The organism is uncultured Aquimarina sp. (assembly GCF_947495315.1).
Lineage (GTDB): Bacteria > Bacteroidota > Bacteroidia > Flavobacteriales > Flavobacteriaceae > Aquimarina.
Window position 1 is genome coordinate 59,369 of sequence record NZ_CANLYD010000023.1, and the last position, 21,313, is coordinate 80,681.

The window sequence follows — 21,313 nt, forward strand, 5'->3', positions numbered from 1 at the left end:
CTTTTTCTTTTTACAAAAATTAGATTATTCTTTCCTTGTTAATATCTTTTTTTTGAAAAAACATCGTTGAAATGCAATTTTTTAAGATAAAATACATATATTTAAAAATCTTTATGATACTAAAGAAATTATTTTAACCCCAAAATTTAACCTAATTTTTTTCTTATGTCCCCAAACTTAAACGCTCAGCCCATTGAAAAAGAACAAATCAAATTTCTAACCTTCCCAAAAGAAGATGTACTTAATAAAAGAAAAGATCAAATCGATCGAATTTTAGAATTACAAAGAGCATTATCTCTTGGTAACTTAGAACGCCATAAAGTAAAAATTGTATTTGTTGATAACAAAGGACTCAAAAAAGTAGAAACCACTATTTGGGGAATTACAGATAAAGAAGTAATCCTTAAACAGTCTACTATTATTCCATTAGAAAGAATTATAAGTATCTCATAAAAATTTAAGTGTTATTGCCTTGAAAGCTCTCAATATCTTCTCAATGATGTATTGAGAGTTTTTATTTAAAACATGTAATACAATAAACCTATTTTTAGTGTGTTATGAAACAATTAATATGTATTTAAATCAATGTAATTCAGAATAATAAACCTATTTAAAAACTAATTTTACCCAAAAATCAAAAAATGTTCAAAACCTACTATAAAAAATTAATGCTACTCCTGTTCTTTATAAACGTAATGGTTATACATTCTCAGGATTCTAATGCTCAATTAATCTCCAATAATCCAGATAGTTTCATCGAAAACCTTACCATTAACAAGTCAAAAGGGTTATTTATAAATCTATCGAAGAAAAACACTTCACTTTCATTAAACCTTAAGGTAGAAAAAGTAAAAAACGACCTAATCACATTTATTGGTAGTGTAAACAATCAAAAACTATCTACTTTTACTTTATTTAAAACTAAAAATCAAATAGAAGGAACTTTAGTCCTCAGAAACGAAAAAACCGGTTTCAAAATTTTCACAAATGATCTGGGAAAAGTATATATTGAAGAAGTAGATATTAACTCTCTGGTTTGTATAGATTTTGAAAAAACTGAAGAGGAAAATAACAAAAATACAAATGATGTATTTTCTAAAATGGCTCCTCAATTAGAAAGTCTTCCAGGAGCACCAGGAATTATCTATTTAGACTTTGATGGAGAAGTTGTATCTGGAACAAGTTGGGTTGGTGGCGGCACTATTAATGCACAATCTCCAAATTTTTCTGATCAAAAAATCATAGCTGTTTGGGAAATAATGGCTGAAGATTTTAGAGCTTTTAACTTAAACGTCACTACACGAAGAGACTTATATGATGCTGCTCCACAAAATCGTAGAATGATGTGCATATTTACTCCTACCAAAGATGCAGCGCCTACTGCAGGTGGTGTTGCCTATTTAGGTTCTTTTTCTTCAACTAGAACAGATAATCCATGTTGGATTTATAATTTATCCACAAGAGCAGCTGGAGAGACAGGATCTCATGAGGTAGGACATACATTAAGGCTAAGTCATGATGGCAGACCCGGAGAAGAATATTATGCTGGCCATGGGCAATGGTCGCCAATTATGGGGTGGAGTGCTAACAAAACTTTAGGCCACTGGAGTAAAGGAGAGTATGATAATGCTACTCAACAGCAAGATGACATAGAAATTATCGCTGGATCTCAAAACGGGGTTGGTTTTAGAGAAGATGATCATAAAGACATTATTACAGAAGCTACTCCAATATTAGTAGATACTGATGGAAATGTTAGTGCTGATCAAAACTTTGGTTTTATACATAACAGTGATGATAAAGATGTATTTTCATTTGTAATTGAAACGGGTAATGTTTCTTTCAATTTTAATCCTAGTCCAGATCATCCTAACCTTAATATACAAGCTAGAATTCTGAATGGGATTGGTGAAGAAATTGCTATTTCTGATCCTTCCGGACTCAATGCTGGTTTTGATTTAGATCTCAGTTTTGGAACTTACTTTGTAGAAGTTGATGGTGTTGGAGAAGGAAATCTAAGTAATGGATATTCTGATTACTCATCTATAGGTAATTATTATATTTCCGGTAGGTATATTCCTGGTGATAACAATCAGCCCCCTATAGCAAATTTCGAAGCTGCTACTAATTGTGCTACAGTGAATTTCAATAGTACAACTATAAATAATGTAAATGCTTATTTATGGGATTTTGGAGACGGAACCACGGCTACGGAACAAAATCCAACACATACATATGCCGGCAGTGGTACTTATAGTATTACACTTACTACTTCTAATAGTGCGGGGGAAGATACCAGACAGCGTGATGATTTTATTACCATCAATATTCCTCAACAACCTGCTGGAGCAGATCAAAATATTTGTATTGGAGAATCTACATCGTTAACTGTAACGGGAAACAGTGAATTTAGGTGGTATAATGCCCCCACAGGTGGAACTTTGCTATATACAGGAGCTACTTTTGAAGCACCTGCACTGCAATCTAGTCAGACATATTATGTAGCAGGCTCTTTTGATAACTGTACGACAAATACGAGAACAGCAATCAATATTATAGTAGAGGAAAATCCACAACCTCCTACGATAACAATTCCTGACACTAAAAACCTTACAGCCGATACTACATACGCAGCATATCAATGGTATTTTAATGGAGAACCAATTACTGGTGCTAATGATTCTCAATATGTACCAGATCAAATAGGAAATTATAGTGTCGAAGTTTTTAACGAAACAGGATGTAATGCAATTTCCTCAGCATTTTCTGTTGATTTATCCCAACTTAATTTAAGCCAAGGAACCAGTGTTTTTAAGTTCTACCCTAACCCCACTAAAGATATACTAAGAATTGATGGACTTACCATAAATGAAAATGATATAAGAATAGTAAATACTTCTGGACAAGTAGTAGTTAATTCTGTTATAGAACCTGAGATAGACTTAACTAAATTGTCTAGTGGACTTTATGTGATTCTAATAAACAATAAATCTGTTGGCAAATTTGTCAAACTATAAGTCTTTTTTTAACCTTATTAAAAGCATATTTCTTTAATTCAGAAATATGCTTTTTTGTTTATACAGAGATCAAAAACACATTTTAACTTTCCTGTAATAGATTTTTGAATATCTTTAGAAACCAAAAAAATTAAGATTGAAACACACATTTTTAATTCTCCTCGCCATACTACCAGGAATACTTCTTTGTCAAAAAGAATCCAAACCAGGAACTATTATTACTCAATTTGGTAAGACATACGAAGTTGATAATCCTGACTTTAAAACAAATACAACAAGTGAATTAAAGGCTGTATTTGATGTCGGGAGATCTTTTGGAGATAGTACTAAGATCAATCCGCTTATAAATACTGCAGCCAGGTATCTTAATATGCATGCCGATGCAGGAGTGTCATTAGAGAACCTAAAAGTAGCTTTAGTTATTCACGGAAGTGCCGCTAATGATATTTTGAATAACAAAAATTATAATACAAAATTCGGTTTGGATAATCCAAATACTCCTTTAATATCAGCACTTACCGAAAAAGGAGTTCAGATCATTTTGTGCGGGCAGACCGCTGCGCATAGAAACATCTCTAAGTCTGATGTCCATCCTAATATACAGTTTGCATTATCAGCGATGACCGCTTTAGTACAATTACAAAACGAAAACTACAAACTCATTAATTTTTAACTCAACTCATCCTATGAAAAACAATATATTAATCGCTTTTCTTTTAGTATGTTCAATTATACAAGCTCAAAAAATAGATCCTGATGTAAATTCAATGTCAGAAAAGATAGAAAGCAAGGTTATTGAATGGCGAAGAGATTTTCATCAGAATCCAGAACTCTCTAATCGTGAATTCGAAACTGCTAAGAAAATTGCAAAACATCTAAAAGATCTTGGTTTTGAAGTAACAGAAAATGTAGCTAAAACTGGAGTTGTAGGCATTCTAAAAGGTGGTAAAGAAGGAAAAGTAGTAGCCTTAAGAGCAGATATTGATGCACTTCCGGTAACGGAACGCGCCGATGTACCTTTTAAGTCAACTGTAAAAACAACATTTCTTGATACCGAAGTTGGAGTTAGTCATGCTTGTGGACACGATACACATATTGCCATCCTTATGGGAGTTGCCGAAGTTTTAAGTAAGAATAAAGAAAAAATATCTGGTACAGTTAAGTTTATTTTTCAACCGGCAGAAGAAGGACCGCCTCCTGGAGAAGAAGGTGGAGCAAAATTGATGATCAAAGAAGGTGTGCTTAAAAACCCTGATGTTGATGCTATTTTTGGGTTACATATCAATTCTGGAACTCCTGTAGGTATGATACGTTATAAACCAGGTGGAACTATGGCAGCTGTAGAGCGTTTTGTAATCGATGTAAAAGGAAAACAAACTCACGGATCTGCTCCCTGGACAGGTGTTGATCCTATTTTAATCTCAGCCAAAATAATTGATGGTTTACAAACCATTATAAGTAGAGAATCACCTTTGGTAGATGAGGCAGCAGTAATTACTGTAGGAAAAATCACTAGTGGAGTTCGATTTAATATAATTCCGGAAAGCGCAGAGATGATCGGAACCGTGAGAACTCTTGACCCAAAAATGCGCGAAATGATTATCCGTCGTATGAACGAAATGGTTCCTGCTATTGCCAAAGCATACGGAGGAGAAGCAACTATAAAATTTCAGAATAATACTTCGATCACTTATAATGATCCTAAATTGGTGAAACAAATGCTTCCCACTATTCAGGGAATCGCTGGAAAAGAAAATGTAGTTTTATCCAAAGCAACGACTGGAGGAGAGGATTTTTCGTACTTTCAGGAAGTAGTTCCAGGTTTCTATTTCTTTTTAGGCGGAAAATCTCCAGATACTAAAAAAGCTGCTTCACATCATACGCCAGATTTTTATATTGATGAGAGTGGTTTAGTACTAGGAGTAAAAGTAATGTCTCAATTAACATTAGACTATTTAAACGCTCAATAACATAATTTGTAATGGATATTATCTTAAATTTTCTGGGTTTAATCTCTTGGTGGATGTGGATATTGATCGTACTCGCTTTAGTAGCTGTAAGAGATATATTCTTTAACAAAAAACATACAGTAAGTCATAACTTTCCTATCGTTGGACATCTGCGATATCTTTTGGAAAGTATTGGGCCGGAAATGCGGCAATATTTTGTTGCAAACAATAGAGAAGAACTTCCGTTTAATAGAATTGAAAGAGGATGGGTGTATGCTTCTTCTAAGAATGAAAATAACTACGAAGGATTTGGAACTGATAGAGACATCTATGAACACCAGCATATTTTTGTAAAAAATTGTATGATTCCTTTCCAAATGGATGCCAATCATCCTAATAAACTTGATAAAACTTTTTTGCCATGTGCTAAAGTAATGGGAGCTTATAATCAGCGTAAAAAACCATATCGTCCGGCATCTGCTATCAATGTATCAGCGATGAGTTTTGGTTCTCTTTCTGCTCGTGCGGTAGATTCCTTGAATATTGGAGTAAAAAAAGCAGGTGCCTATCACAATACAGGAGAAGGTGGATTATCACCATATCATAGTAATGGAGGTGATGTTATCTTCCATTTTGGTACAGGATATTTTGGTGTTCGTTCTGAGGATGGGAACTTTTCCATGAAAAAGATGAAGGATTTAGTTAAAAAAAATCCATTTATACGAGCTATCGAAATTAAACTTTCTCAAGGTGCAAAACCAGGAAAAGGTGGTGTATTACCAGGTGCTAAAATCACTCGTGAAATCGCTGAAATTAGAGGTGTCGAAGTTGGCAAAGATGTATTATCACCTTCATCTCATAAAGCCTTTAAAGATGTTCCTGAGCTATTACAATTGATTGAAGATATCGCATCAGAAACGGGATTGCCTGTAGGTATTAAAGCTGCTATTGGTAAAACTGAACAATGGGAGCTATTGGCAGAACTCATGGTAAAATCTAATCGAGGTCCTGATTTTATTACTATTGATGGTGGTGAAGGTGGAACCGGAGCTGCTCCTCCAAGTTTTGCAGATCACGTATCATTACCTTGGATTTATGGGTTTACCGCGATTTATAAAATATTTCAGAAACATAATCTTACCGATAAAGTTGTGTTTATCGGTAGTGGAAAATTAGGATTTCCTGCAAAAGCTGCTATGGCATTTGCTATGGGAGTAGATTGTATCAATGTTGCTAGAGAAGCTATGATGAGTATTGGTTGTATACAGGCTCAAGTATGCCATACCAATAGATGCCCAAGTGGTGTCGCTACCCAAAGCAAATGGCTACAAAAAGGAATTAACGTTCCTCTTAAATCTGATAGACTAGCTCAATATTTTAAATCTTTTAGAAAAGAACTTATAGAAATCACCCATGCAGCCGGATATGAACATCCATGCCAGTTTACTATGAAAGATATAGATGTAAACGTCGATGATGGTGAACTTACTAAAACACTGGAAGATTCATTTAAATACAGTAAAACTGCTGTAGCATATACTTGTGCACAAGACTTAAAAGATTGCTCCTATCTGGGAGGACATTATAAACAAACTGATAAATAATAAATCACTATACATGAATCTAGAAATCATACCTTTATTAATCTCATTAATACCATCGCTTTTTATCACCTTATTAGCATTGTACTATTTTAAAACGCATACAGATAATGAGGAAAAAAGGCGAAGGTTCCTTTTACACAAAGAAAATCAAAAACAATCACTACCATTAAGATTGCAAGCATATGAGCGTATGGCGTTGTTTATGGAACGAATTTCTCCAGGCAAATTGCTCCTTAGAACTCCTCCTCTAGCGGATGATGAAAAAAGTTACGAAGTCTTACTTGTAAATACTATTGAGCAAGAATTTGATCATAATCTTACACAACAGATTTATATCTCTGATGAGTGTTGGAATATTGTAAAAGCTGCTAAAAATGGTACCATTGCATTGATTCGTAAAACAGTTTTAAGGGAAGACGTTGATTCTGCAGATAAAATGAGAGAAATGATTCTGACCACAATCATAGAAAAAGGTTCACCAAGCGATACAGCCTTAGCTGCTATTAAAAGCGAAGTAGCAGATTTGTTTTAGTAGCTTATACAAATTTACAATTGAAAAGATAAGAAGCACATAATGAGCTTTTGTAACTATATACGATTGTTGTGTGCCTTAAGTGAAAAATGAAAAACTTTAAAACAATAAAAGAATACTCGGAAGCGACTCGAATACCGCCTGCTAAACATGAGCACTTTGTTGTAAGAAGCTTTCAAGAAAATATGCCTACAGTTGTTCATAGAATGCCTGCTTTTAGACATGCTTTTTATGCGATAGCATTAAAAATGAATGGAGATGGCAAAGCATTATCAAGTCACTATTCAGATTTCCCAGATGGTTCAGTTGTTTTTTTTAATTCACCCTTTCAAATTTTGTCCTGGGATATAGCCCCAAATTGGGAAGGCTATTATGTTTTAATGACAAGGGACTTCATCGCTCAATCTCATATTTTTAAAAACTTCTTAGAAATATTCCCCTTCTTAAAGATTGATAAAGCTATTCCCTTTCAGGTAAGCGAAGAGGAAACAAAAACACTCTTAAGCATTTATCAAAAGATTGACGAAGAATATCATAGTAATAACTCGGACAAATTTGATTTCATTAGTACATATGTTCTTCTGCTCTTAAATCATGTTAAAAGGTATTTTAATAAAGAAACATCCAAAGAGAAAGCCAGCCAAATCATTAGAACAGCTGATTTAAAATTATTAAGTCGTTATCAGGAATTAATAGAGGTTCATTTTCAAGAAAATAATGATTGGGATTATTCTAAAAATTTACACTCACCAAGTTTCTATGCTGATATATTAAACATACATCCTAACTATTTAAATTCTATTGTCAAGAATAATATGGGTATTACTGCATTACAATATATCCATAAACACCTTTTGCATCTTGCAAAGTCTTACCTCACTCAAACCAATTTAAGCATTAAAGAAGTTGCTTACCTATTGCAATTTGACTCTCCTAACAACTTCAACAATTTTTTCAAAAAACACACTCAATTAACGCCTGGTAAATACAGAAAATCCGCTCTTCTTTGAAATTCATACTTCTTGATTTGATTTAATAAATAAGTCCACCTCCACTTGTGTGCATCTTTGTATCAACAAAAAATTAATGATATGAAGAATCTAGTTATCGGCTTATTAAGTCTTTTTACAATCACATTAAATGCACAGCATTTAAATAACACGCAAGAATTTATCAACCAACTTTTTATAGCTACCGACCAAGGAGAATGGCAAGTAGTGGAGCAATCATTTGCTCCAAGAGTAATCCTTGACTACTCTTCGATGACGGGTAAACCTGCCACAGAAATAATTCCAACACGAATAGTAGAAAGTTGGAAGAGTATCTTACCTGGTTTTGATTACACTCACCATCAAGTGAGCAACTTTATAATTGAACAGAATGAAAACACAACAAAAGTTTTCTGTTATGGTACTGCAACTCACTATTTAGAAAACGAAGGAGAAAATTTATGGACAGTAATAGGCACCTATGATTTTGATTTAACAAAGAAAAAAGAAAAATGGTTAATTACTAAAATGCGATTCAATTTTAAATCCCAATCGGGTAATATCAAGTTGCCTCAATTAGCAATTGAAAATTTAACATCTAAAAATTATATTATGAAAAAAGTAACATTTAAAAGTGAAGGTTTAGACCTTGTAGGAGATCTTTATTTACCAAAAAATTATCAGGAAGGAAAAAAATATCCTGCAGTTCCAATATTAGGACCAATGACCTATGCCAAAGAGCAAGCGCCAACCGAATATGCTAAAAGATTTGCAGAAAGAGGTTACATTGCATTAGCTTTTGATCCACGCTATCGTGGAGAGAGTTCTGGTGTGCCAAGGGAATTGGAAGATCCTATTGCCAAAGTAGAAGACGCAAAAGCTGCTGCTAAATTTTTGGCTTCACTTTCTATAGTAAACGATCAGCAAATTGTTGGATTTGCTGTATGCCAAGGAAGCTCAGAAATGCTACGCGCAGTGTCAGAGGATGACCTATTCAAAGGATTAGTCACAGTAGCGGGACACTACCGAGACAGAGAAGGTGATATTCAATGGATGGGAACAGAAGAAGCATTGGAAGAAAGAATTGCAGCTGGCAAAGTGGCATATAATACCTTTAAACAAACTGGAGAAGTAATCAATGTTCCAGCAGTTGACCAAGCTAGAATGGACGTAGGAATGCCAGGAAAATTTGTATGGGATTGGTATCACACATGGTCTGACAGGGGAATTTGGGTGAACAATTACCCTAAAATGAGCGACGCATTACTTTTTGAATACGAATCTTTAACAGCGGCTCAAAAATTAGATAAGCCGTATCTGATGATTCATAGTGATAATAGCTTTTTGCCTGAAGCTGCTAAAAGACAATTTAAAGCTGTACCTACAACTAAGAAAAAATTACAATGGGAAGGAGAAACTGGTCACCTTCAATATTATGATGACCCGGAAGTTTTAGATAGAACTGCTAACCAAGCTATTAAATGGTACAATGCGATATTTAAATAAAGAGATTGAATTTCAATACTGACTACATAAAAGCGATAGCGGTTTGGGATTATTTCTAAACCGTTTTTGTCATTAATTAAGTATATTTTCATCTGAAAAGTAATTGCGGTTTTATCCGTTACTACTTATACACGAGAGCATTACCAATAATTACATCAAAATCAATAAGACCTTCTTAATTTCTTTTTGAAAAGAAATCAACTTTCATAGACATAAAAAGTCTACCTTCAGTAAAAAATAATGTCGATAGAGCGAAAAGTTCAATTAGTAGAAAACCTTTTTTCTAAATTAGAACAAGAAACCGCTCAGTTTGAGCAATCATCAGGACTTTGTTGTGTCTCTGGCTGTGGAAAATGTTGTACTTACCCAAATGTAGAAGCTTCTCCTATAGAATTTTTACCCTGGGCATTTCACCTGTTTTTAAATGGAGAGGCAGAAAACACAATCATTCAGCTTAATAAAACCAAAAGTTTAACTTGTTTAATTTACAAACCTTTATCTATTATTAATCAAGGTCGTTGTAGTAATTACAAATACCGCGGTTTAATTTGTAGACTGTTTGGATTTGCAGCTAATACCGACAAATATGGCAATTTAAGATTAGCTACTTGTAAAATTATTAAAGAAGGTCAGGCGGACAAGTATAATTCAACTGCCGATGCAATAACCAAAGGACTATATATTCCAATATTTACAGAATATTATATAAATTTAAATCAAATAGATTTTAAATTAGAAAATATAATTTTACCCATAAATAAAGCACTTAAAATGGCTTTAGAAGAAGTTTTGCATTATTATGCGTACAGATCTTTTCTTCGTTTAGGGAAAAAATGTGGTTAAAACCGGAGTTATTCAAATTTATTTAAAATAGAATATTGTAGTGGATATGTATTCTTACCAGCGGTAAAATTGATTTTTAATCAATATTCTTATTTTGAAGATGATTATCAGGAATCCTAAGGTTCATTAAAAACATCAAACTTATCAATGTATTTGACATCAAGCGAATTGAAAAATAGCAGCTAAAAGGCCAGCATTAAGTTTGGTGCTTTTCCGTTATCTTTGTTTTTACTCGAAATAAAAGTATATGACTCTGCTACTTTTCATATTCTAGATCGTTATATATTAAAATGAAATACAAAGAAACATTACCGGATCAATTATTTTCACATCATGTGGAAAGCTATTGGCATATCTTTTCGGATGAGCAATTAACAGCAGATCCTTTAGAAATGTTTCTACCTACTTGTACATTCAATATTATCTTTATTGATTCTCCCTGTATTGTAAGGAGCAATTCGCAGATCAAATGGATGCGTCTAAAACCAGGAGCTTACTTTATAGGACAAACAAATACTTCTTTAAGTTTTGAATCCAAAAGAGCTATTAACATTACAGGTGTGCGGTTTAAACCTTTTGCTTTTGCCAATCTCATTAAAAACCCGCTAATAGATTTTAATGACAGTATTGTAGCTCTGGAAAAGGTATTCTCTATTGATAAAACATCACATTTACTTATCCAAAGAATTTCTATGGAAAGTAAAACTACAATACAAGAGCAACTTATTAATGAATTTACAAATATCTTATTGTCAAAAACGATGTCCGTTGACGAAAGCTTAAGAGCTCAGTTAAACTTCATTATGTTTAGACACGGAAGTATCAGGATCAGTGAGTTATTTGAAGAATTTAATGTAAGTAAGGTCACATTACATAAACATTTCGTAAATAAAGTGGGACTTTCTCCCAAAAAGGTTTCGCAAATATGGCGGATGAATAGAATCCTTCAACTTAGGGAAGAATTTCCTGATATGAGTCTTACTACTATTGGTTTAGAAGCAGGGTTTTATGATCAAGCACATTTCATTAAAGACTTCAATTCAATTTTCAAAATAACTCCTTTTAAGTTTTTTGCTCAAAAATCAAACCTGATCGAAATTACGAATCTTAACATTTCTAAACGATTCTCCAATCAATATGATCCCATCATATCATAATACATTTGGAGCTATTTTCTTTACCGTTTACTTTTTTACAATTTTATGAAAGCTCAAGTTTTTAATTTTGCTTAAAAACCTAAAGCAATGATACTAATTCGTAAATATCTTTTTCTTCTTTTTATCCTATCGTTTTGGCATACAGCTATTTATTCACAGGATATTGAATTAAGCAAGGAGCATAAAGAAGAAGTAATTAACACCTTATCAGAATTGATGAATGATAAATACGTCTTTCCTGATATAGCAAAAGACACTGAAAAACATTTAAAAAATCAATTTAAGAAAGGGCATTTTGATCAATTTACAACGAATGAAAGTTTTGCTACAGCACTTACGGAATCCGTACAATCAATCAATAATGACAAGCATATGAGGATAATGAACCAGCCTCCTTATGAAGCTCCTGCTATGACTCCAGAACGACTCATCGAAGAGAAAATTTATAATCTCAAAAGAAAAAAAGAGTACAATGCTGGGTTTAATACTATAAAAGTACTTGAAGGAAATATAGGGTATCTAGATTTAAGAGGATTTACTTACTATAAAGAGGGAAAGTTAATTGCTGATGCCTATATGAAACTTATCTCAAATACCGATGCAGTAATAATAGATCTAAGTAAAAATGGCGGTGGAGATCCTGAAATGGTACAATATTTATGTAGTTATTTTTTCAAAGGTGATATTCACTTAAATAGTCTATATTTTAGAGAAGGTGATAAAACAATTGATTTTTATACACTCGATAAAGTAGATGGAATAAAAATGATTGACGTTCCTTTATTTGTTATAACAAGTGGAAAAACATTTTCTGGGGCTGAAGAATTTTCATATAACATGCAAACACAAAAACGTGCCACCTTAGTAGGACAGACTACAGGAGGAGGAGCAAATCCAGGAGACACTAGTCCAATTAATGAATTCTTAAGTGTTTTTATTCCGACAGGAAAAGCAATTAATCCAATTACAAAAACAAATTGGGAAGGCGTAGGTGTAGTTCCTGAGATCAAGGTAACGAACGACGAATCATTTAATAAAACGCACGAATTGGCTAAAAAAGCAGCGGATCAATACAGGAAAAAACTAAAAAAAATATATACCAATACTTTCACTAATCTTCTATCAAAATTGGAGAAGTATGATGAAACGAATTCTGAAAAAAACATCTTAGCCACCCTAAAAGATTGTAAAGAAAAGAGGCTTATACAAGAATGGGAAATTAATGCGCTAGGGTATCAATATCTGATGGAACATAAAAAAACGGAAATTGCAGTGTGTATATTCAAAGCAAACACAGTTTTACATCCAGAATCGGCGAATGGGTTTGATAGTTATGCTGAAGGATTAATGATGCTTGGCAACTATGAAAAGTCTATAAAAAATTATAAAAAAGCTGTAGAACTTGCAACTGCGGACAACTCACCAGATCTTTCTGTGTTTCAAGAAAACCTAAAAAAAGCAATACAGAAAAAGTAATAATCTATATATTAATCCAATTAAAATTAAAGAGACAAATTTCGCCTAACTTATATTAATACTGAGGCTAACACGGTGTACAATACATAACATTCTTACGTTTACATTAGCTGCCTACAATACTGATTTTGCGTCAGGGATAGGAACCCTTCTACAGGCTCAGGACAGGTCTAATCTTATTTTATGAAATACCCTTCGAGAACCTCAGGGTACTTAAAAAAAGATATAGTGGATAGCACGCCAGGACGCTATTAATAATGCAATGCCGAATTTGTTTTAATAATCCAATACCCATTAAAATCATCCACATTGTTTACGACACTCATTATAAACAGCTTATTGATTCTAAATTATGATACAGGTCATCTAAAAAACTAATTTTCTTTGTGAATATACTCTTACGTAGATGTATTCAAATTGTACAGAAATTGAATCAAAAAACACCTTTAAACACCTGTAAACATTGATTTTTTTATTTAAAAACCTTGTTTTTAACTATCTTCTATCCTTACGAATAATGCTTTAAAGTCTAAAAGCTTCTGTATAATTGATAATAAATTACAATATTCTGTGTTATTCCTTTTGGATACTAACTTGAATTAAACAAGTTTATTCCACCTAACATGCAATGAAACAATACCACAAATAGATGTGCTCCAGAACCGTCTATTTAAATTTCAGTCTTTGGATTGGAATTGGTTATATCTTACCTCCCGTTTCTCTAGCAAGTGAGGTGTATCTATTATGGACATTAGTGTCCAAGATTTTGTATACCCTAATAATTCAAATTATGCATTTAACTTTTTAAGTAAACACACACAAACTCATGAAACCTTTACAAATTTCAACAAATTACCTACAAAAAAGTTTGGTTATGAAACCCTATTTTATTTTGACATTCGCTTTATTCGTTTTTTATAATGGTATTGCACAAAATCACAAACCTTACGAATTAGGAAGTGAAAAAAACTTTAGTCAAACTATCATGACTAATAAATCTAATGTTGTTACACTAAAATTATCGGATACTGAAAATGTAAAAGGTATCATAAACATCAGAAAAGGAAATATCGAAAACTACTCGGTAATAGGAATAATTAACAATAACAGTAGTTCGACCTTTAGTATTACCAAAGATAAAGGTATTGTAACAGGACAAATTATACTATTCGGTAAGAGAAAAGCATATCGTTATTATTCTGGTGATAGTGATGATATTCTGATACAGGAGGAAGACATTAACAAGGTCTTATGTATTGATTTTAAAAAGGTCTCCTCTAAAGAAGAAAAAACTGGCAGAGCTTCAATAAAAGCTCCTGACCTACAAAGCTTACCAGGATCGGAGTTTACAGTATACCTGGATTTTGACGGAGAAACAGTTAGTGGAACCAGCTGGGTTGGTGGTGGCACCATCAACGCTCAACCATCTGGCTATAGCGATGAAAAAATAACCAACATCTGGAGAATTATGGCTGAAGATTTCAGGCCTTTTGATATTAATATCACCACCAATAGATCTATCTATGAAGCTACTCCAATCAATAAAAGAATGATGGCTATTTTCACATCTACTGATAGTGCTGCTCCAGGATCTGGAGGAGTTGCTTATCTAAACTCTTTTTCTTCGACCAGAAATGATAATCCGTGTTGGGTTTTTAATTCTGGAACCAGATCTGCTGGAGAAACGGGTTCACATGAAGTTGGACATACCCTAGGGTTATCTCATGATGGAACAACATCAGGAACAGAATATTATGCCGGACATGGAGACTGGAGTCCTATTATGGGTTGGAGTGCTAGTGAACCTATTGGTCATTGGAGTAAAGGAGAATATGACGGTGCGAATCAGGATCAGGATGATATGGCGATTATATCAGGAGACCGTAATGGGTTTGGGTATAAACAAGATGATCACGGAGATATACTTACAGCATCTAGTGAATTGATTGTAGATGCTAGTGGTGATGTGAACGCTTCCCTAAACACAGGTTTAATTTCTACAAGAGAAGATAAAGATGTATTTTCTTTTGTTACATCAGGAGGTGCTGTGGAGTTTAGTTTTGAACCTGATCCCTATTATCCTAATCTAAATATTGAAGCTAGAATATTAACCGGCACAGGAGAAGAAGTTGCCATTTCCAGTCCTAGTCGAGATCTTAGTGCAAGTATCTCCAGTACTTTAGCCGGAGGTACATATTTTATAGAAATTGATGGAGTCGGAGAAGGTAATCTATCTACAGGGTATTCTGATTATTCATCTGTTGGTTTGTATTCCATATCTGGTTCCTACCCTCCTGGAAATAATAACCAACCACCAATAGCAAATTTTGAAGCTACCGAAGATTGTAATCAGGTTGCTTTTAGAAGTACTTCTATAAACACTGTTACTTCTTATTTATGGGATTTTGGAGATGGAAACACAGCTACCTCCCAAAACCCAACCCATACCTACAGTGATAGTGGTAGTTATACTGTTTCGCTTACGGTTACAAATGATATTGGTAACGATACAAATATTAAGGATAATTTCCTAGATATTGAAATTGCCTCTGTTCCCGACACTACTAATGAAGTTGTATGTCCTGGAGAATCAGTATCTATAACGCTTTCTGGAAGTAACGGATACATTTGGTATGATCAAGAGAATAGTACTAATATTATTGCTATAGGAAGCACTTTTGAAACACCAGAATTGACTGAAAATCAAGTGTACTATGTATCTGGAACCACAAGACCAATTACTTCTGCAAATGTTGGAATACAAGAAATTAGTGCGAATTCAGGTACTATTCATCAAGGTGGATATAGTTTGGTTTTTGATGTTAAAGAATCCATTATTCTGAAAAAAGCCAAAGTATCTGCCGAAGGTTCAGGAAATAGAACATTACAACTTAAAAGCGCTTCTGGCGAAATATTAGAATCAAAAGATATAAACATTCCAGACGGAGAGAGCATCATTGATATTAATATAAACATTCCTGCCGGTGATAATATGGAAGTAGGTTTTACTGAAAATTCGAATTTATTCCGTAACAACCAGGACGTCAACTATCCGTATGAAATAGCAGATATAGTGAGTATAAAAAGAAGTACTGCCGAAACTAATCCAGAAGGGTTTTATTACTATTTATATGATTGGCAAATAACAACCTTAGGAGAATGTGAAACCTCAGAACGTGCAGCAATATCGGTAACAATATCTGATACTCCTGATCAACCGGTTATTTCCTTTGATACAGAAACCAGTCAAATTACAGTAAATCAAGAATATGATGCTTACCAGTGGTATCTTAACAATGAAGCTATTGCAAATGCCACAGATCAAAGTTTTTTAGCAGAAGAAACGGGCTCTTATACGTTGGAAGTTTTTAATGCCGCCAACTGTAGTACTTTTTCTGAGAGTATCGCTGTATCAACCTTATCTGTGTCTGATATCCCTTTATCGATCAATACTATCGCTGTATATCCAAATCCAACCAACAAAATCTTGTATATTAACGGAATAGACGAATCGATGGATATTTATAGTATCAAAATCGTGAACATGCTAGGACAAATCATAAGGAAATATGACAATCTGGTCACAGCTTTGGATACTACCTCTCTTGAAGCAGGGCTATATTTTCTTGTTATTAACAACCGAATGTCTAAAAAGTTTATGAAAACCTCTTCTTAATTTTTAAATTGACAACTTTTGAATCCAAAAAAGCTGTTAATATACTGAGTCGTTCTGAACATATCAAATCATTTTAGGACGACTCAGAAATAAAAGATTCCCTATTTACTGAATCATCATTATCAAATCGCTTCACTAGCTATGAGCTGCGTCAATCAGGGATAGAAACCCTTCTACAGGCTCAGAACAGGTGTAATCTTATTTTATGAAGTACCCAGATGCTCTAGAAGGGTACGCATAAAAAGATATAGTGGATAGCCCGCCCGGACGCTATTAAAAATGCAATGGTGGATTTTTTTTAGAATACTCATTTATTAATTTATTACCTTGTTTTCCACCATACAACAGTAAACCACACTTAAGAGTGATAGACAACCTACACTCGGTTTAAATCTCTAATCTCAGACTGATAACCCTATCAAAGTGTATAGAAAGTTTCTTCATTAAAGATATCTCAGCATCATTTTTACTGCTATAGTCAATACATGATATTCCTACAATGAATTCTTATTTTTTCTTAATAAAATATTTTTCTCTATTCATTAATTTAGATTAATGCATATCGATTTCAATTACTTCATCTTTACATAATAAACAGTGTTTATAGTTATATCACTTTTCACAATCATTTTAAATCAATTTTATTCAGAATAACAGACCCATTTAAGGAATAATTATACTCAAAAAACCAAAAAAAAATGATCAAGACCCACTTTAAAAATTTAATACCACTCCTGTTCTTTGTGAACGCTATAGTTATGCATTCGCAGGACTCTGAGGCTCAATTAATAGCCGACAATCCAGATAGTTTTATTGAAAACCTTACCATTAATAAGTCAAAAAAGCTATTTCTAAACCTATCTAAGAAAAACACTTCACTTTCATTAAACGTTAAGGTAGAAAAAGTAAAAAACGATCTAACCACATTTATTGGTAGTGTAAATAATCAAAAATTATCCACTTTTGCTTTATTTAAAACCAAAAATCAAATAGAAGGAACTTTAGTCCTCAGAAACGAAAAAACCGGCTATAAAATTTTTACAAATGATCTGGGAAAAGTATACATTGAAGAAGTCGATATTAACTCTTTAGTTTGTATAGATTTTAAAGCAAGCCAAGAAGAAGATAATGCCGATACAAATAGTGTTTTTTCTAAAATGGCTCCTCAATTAGAAAGTCTTCCTGGGGCACCAGGGATTGTTTATTTAGATTTTGATGGAGAAGTAGTCTCCGAAACCATTTGGGCAAGTGGAGGAACAATCAACGCGCAATCACCCAATTTTTCAGATCAAAAGATTATAGAGATATGGAAAATAATGGCTGAAGATTTTAGGCCTTTTAATATTAATATCACCACCAACAGAGCAATTTATGAAGCTGCTCCTAAAGACAGAAGGACGATGGCTATTTTTACACCCACTGATAGTGCTGCTCCAGGAGCAGGAGGTATTGCTATTCTCAATTCTTTTTCATTAGGTAACCTGGTAGATGCTCCGTGTTGGGTATTTAACTTAGGAACCCGTTCTGCGGGAGAAACAGGGTCGCACGAGGTAGGCCATACCTTAGGTTTATCACATGATGGTGTACCAGGAAATTCATACTACGCGGGGCATGGACAATGGAGTCCGATCATGGGTTGGAGTTCCAACAAGCCTATCGGGCAATGGAGCAAGGGAGAATACCCTAATGCAACCGAACCAGAAGATGATATGGCTATCATATCAAGAGATCTTAATGGGTTTGGGTATAGACCAGATGATCACGGAGATACAATTACAGAATCCAGCGACTTAATTGTAAATACTAATGGAGATGTAAATGCTTCACAAAACACAGGTTTAATTTCTACAAGAGAAGATAAAGATGTATTCTCTTTTGTTACATCTGGAGGTACTGTTGAGTTTAATTTTGAACCTGATCCATATTACCCTAATCTAAATATTGAAGCCAGAATATTAAATGATACTGGAGCAGAAATTGCTATTTCAAGTCCTAGTCAAGATCTTAGTGCAAGTATCTCTAGCACGTTAGCTGGTGGTAAATATTTTATAGAAATTGATGGAGTTGGAGAAGGTGATTTATCAACTGGATATTCAGATTATGCATCTGTTGGTTTGTATTCGATATCCGGATCTTACCCTATTGGAGCGCCCATAGCTAATTTCGAAGTTACAACAGATTGTAATAATACGGTAACTTTTAGAAGTACTTCTATTAATGCAGCGGACACCTATCTCTGGGATTTTGGGGATGGTACAAGTTCTGCACTTCAGAATCCTGAACATACATACACCAATAGCGGTCAGTATACAGTTTCGTTGACGGCAACGAATGACATCGGAAGCGATACTCACACCAAAGATAATGTAATCAGCATTCCTTCGCAACCCGATAGTGACAACCAAACCGCCTGCCCGGGAGAATCTATAGCTATTACCGCATCTGGCAGTATTGATTATGTATGGTATGATCAACCACAAAACGGTACTATCCTAGGCACCGGAAACACCTTAACAATATCCGAACTCACCCAAAACCAATCGTATTATGTTTCAGGAACCTCAGCTCCAATAGTTACTGCTACTGCAGGGTTATCAGACATTAATTTTAATTCAGGAGATATTATCCGCTCAGGACTAATACGTTACCTGGTGTTTGATGCTATGCAACCTATACTGCTTACCAAGGCAAAAGTATTTGCCCAAGGGGCCAAAGACAGAACACTAGAACTTAAAGATGCCGAAGGGAATATCATTACTTCTAAAACTATCAATATCCCTAATGGGGAAAGTATTATCGATCTTAATCTATATATCCCTGCTGGTACTAATTTGTTAATCGGTTTTGAAAATAGAGCTGTTAATAGAAATAATCTGTTCTACAGTTATGGTAATATAAATTATCCTTTTGAAGTACCCGGAGTCCTTACCATAAAAGAAAGTACATCCAGCAACTCTCAATCATTCTATTATTACTTATACGACTGGCAGATAACCACTTTGGGGCGTTGTGAAACAGATACCCGTACAGAAGTTGTTATCACCGTTGCTGACAGCCCGGAAATCCCCATAATTACATCGACTGAAGGCACCGATGAAATTAGTGTACCAGACATCTATGCAGCGTATCAATGGTATCGTGACGGAGTAATCATTGAGGGAGCTACAAATTCAAACCTCTTTGTAGATCAGACTGGATTGTATTTGATTGAGGTATCAAACAATGAAGGATGTACCGCTACTTCTGAAAGTATCGAAGTGGAAACACTTTCTATCCCTGATCCTGAAACGTTTTTAAATAACATCGTTGTATATCCTAACCCGGCGAATAATGTGCTTTATATAAATGGATTAGACAATTCAAAAGATATTTATAGTGTTAAAGTTGTAAATATGTTAGGGCAACCAATCATCAAACATAACAGTGCAGTCACCTTTGTAGACACAACGCTACTAGAAGAAGGAATCTATTTTTTAGTGATTAATAATCGTTTTACTAAAAAATTCTTGAAGTCCTATCTTTAACATACAGAAGCGAACCTATATCAGTGAATAGAATTTTTTTTTAATAGCCGAGTTCAGACTCGGCTATTGCTTTTGGGACTAAATTATAGTTCTTAAAAGCCTTCAAAATTACCCAGCCATATCAATATCCTTCAATTTGTTCTCTTCTGCATTTTTTGCTTTTTCGGCAGCATACTCAAAGCCTTGTTGCCACCAACTACGCATTAATTTTTTATTAAAAACCAGTGAGTTTTCGGTTAGTTTAGACGGCGTATAATATAAATTGAGCACTACATCCTTATTCTTAGCAGCTAATTTACCCACCACAGTATCGTGGCCTTCTACCTGGTCAAACATAAAACTAAAAAGATTGACCATTAAGGAAAAAGGATTCTTTCCTAATACTTTATTATGCTCCATATTCTCGGATTCCAGAATGACTGCATCCACTTCTGTAGCTCCTCTTCGGATGGCTTCTCGGATAGGCACCATACACCCAAACCCTCCATCTGCATACTCACACCCATTTTTGGTCACTAAACTCATAAAAGGGACGTAATTACATGAAATCCAAATCCAATCACAAAAATCTTCATAAGAGAAATCATTAATAGATTTGTACTCTGTTGTGTTTTTAGTTAAATTAGAAACGGTTACTACTACATCGCTAACTTTTTTCTTAGCCAGTTCAAACTCTATTTCAGAAAAATTTCTACGAATATTTCTTCTTAGGTTTTTGCTCTCTCCAAACGTTCTTTTACGTTTAAGAAATTGCATTACGGTATTAAAAAAATTGATGGATACAAACTCACGATTTCCTTTTTTTCGTGTTCTAAAAGGATTCACACTAAAAATGGTATTTTGATTTACATTGGTGTAGATATCATATACCTTATCTATATTTCCTAATGCTAATTGAGGTATTAACAAACTTCCTGTAGAGGTACCCAAAAAAAGATCATAGGTTCTACCTTGTTCCTGCATTAAATATTGGGCTACACCTCCTGCATATGCTCCTTTACTTCCTCCTCCGGAAATTACTAATGCACGCATATTTTAAT

Annotated in this window: 14 protein-coding genes; 13 read left to right on the forward strand and 1 reads right to left on the reverse strand. The window is 34.0% G+C overall.

The features are described 5' to 3' along the window. The first annotated feature begins 165 nt into the window (after window positions 1-165). The 13 genes from Q0910_RS26850 to Q0910_RS26910 all read left to right on the forward strand — a co-directional run bounded on the left by Q0910_RS26850 (window position 166) and on the right by Q0910_RS26910 (window position 20,273). Entirely contained in the window at window positions 166-453 is a 288-nt protein-coding gene (locus Q0910_RS26850) for a hypothetical protein (RefSeq protein WP_299223480.1), read from the forward strand. Between the two features lie 188 nt (window positions 454-641). Then, the gene (locus Q0910_RS26855; protein ID WP_299223482.1) at window positions 642-3,017 is read left to right on the forward strand and encodes a PKD domain-containing protein; all 2,376 of its coding nucleotides are present in this window, start codon (window positions 642-644) and stop codon (window positions 3,015-3,017) included. Between the two features lie 136 nt (window positions 3,018-3,153). Next, window positions 3,154-3,690 (forward strand): DsrE family protein, encoded by a 537-nt coding sequence (locus Q0910_RS26860; protein WP_299223484.1) that lies wholly within the window; start codon window positions 3,154-3,156, stop codon window positions 3,688-3,690. 13 nt (window positions 3,691-3,703) lie between these two features. Next, window positions 3,704-4,987: an amidohydrolase gene (locus Q0910_RS26865; protein WP_299223486.1), complete on the forward strand. Its 1,284-nt coding sequence runs from the start codon at window positions 3,704-3,706 to the stop codon at window positions 4,985-4,987. 11 nt (window positions 4,988-4,998) lie between these two features. Then, on the forward strand, window positions 4,999-6,570 hold the full coding sequence (locus tag Q0910_RS26870) for an FMN-binding glutamate synthase family protein (protein WP_299223488.1): 1,572 nt from the start codon (window positions 4,999-5,001) through the stop codon (window positions 6,568-6,570). A 13-nt stretch (window positions 6,571-6,583) separates the two neighbouring features. Beyond that, window positions 6,584-7,102: a hypothetical protein gene (locus Q0910_RS26875; protein WP_299223490.1), complete on the forward strand. Its 519-nt coding sequence runs from the start codon at window positions 6,584-6,586 to the stop codon at window positions 7,100-7,102. Between the two features lie 89 nt (window positions 7,103-7,191). Next, complete coding sequence (locus Q0910_RS26880; protein ID WP_299223492.1) at window positions 7,192-8,112, forward strand: helix-turn-helix domain-containing protein; 921 nt, start codon at window positions 7,192-7,194, stop codon at window positions 8,110-8,112. Window positions 8,113-8,193: 81 nt separating this feature from the next. Beyond that, window positions 8,194-9,597 carry a nuclear transport factor 2 family protein gene (locus Q0910_RS26885; protein WP_299223494.1) on the forward strand — a complete coding sequence of 468 codons (1,404 nt, stop codon included), beginning with the start codon at window positions 8,194-8,196 and terminating at the stop codon, window positions 9,595-9,597. A gap of 240 nt (window positions 9,598-9,837) precedes the next feature. Then, the gene (locus tag Q0910_RS26890) at window positions 9,838-10,440 is read left to right on the forward strand and encodes a YkgJ family cysteine cluster protein (RefSeq protein ID WP_299223496.1); all 603 of its coding nucleotides are present in this window, start codon (window positions 9,838-9,840) and stop codon (window positions 10,438-10,440) included. A gap of 290 nt (window positions 10,441-10,730) precedes the next feature. Beyond that, on the forward strand, window positions 10,731-11,597 hold the full coding sequence (locus Q0910_RS26895; protein ID WP_299223498.1) for a helix-turn-helix domain-containing protein: 867 nt from the start codon (window positions 10,731-10,733) through the stop codon (window positions 11,595-11,597). Window positions 11,598-11,684: 87 nt separating this feature from the next. Continuing rightward, window positions 11,685-13,073 (forward strand): S41 family peptidase, encoded by a 1,389-nt coding sequence (locus tag Q0910_RS26900; protein WP_299223500.1) that lies wholly within the window; start codon window positions 11,685-11,687, stop codon window positions 13,071-13,073. A gap of 874 nt (window positions 13,074-13,947) precedes the next feature. Beyond that, window positions 13,948-16,749, forward strand: a complete 2,802-nt coding sequence (locus Q0910_RS26905) for a PKD domain-containing protein (RefSeq protein WP_299223502.1) — start codon at window positions 13,948-13,950, stop codon at window positions 16,747-16,749. Between the two features lie 698 nt (window positions 16,750-17,447). Next, on the forward strand, window positions 17,448-20,273 hold the full coding sequence (locus Q0910_RS26910; protein ID WP_299223504.1) for a PKD domain-containing protein: 2,826 nt from the start codon (window positions 17,448-17,450) through the stop codon (window positions 20,271-20,273). Between the two features lie 108 nt (window positions 20,274-20,381). Here the strand turns inward: Q0910_RS26910 and Q0910_RS26915 are convergent, their stop codons facing one another. Beyond that, window positions 20,382-21,305, reverse strand: coding sequence for a patatin-like phospholipase family protein (locus tag Q0910_RS26915; protein WP_299223506.1), 924 nt, complete (start codon window positions 21,303-21,305; stop codon window positions 20,382-20,384). Window positions 21,306-21,313 lie beyond the last annotated feature (8 nt).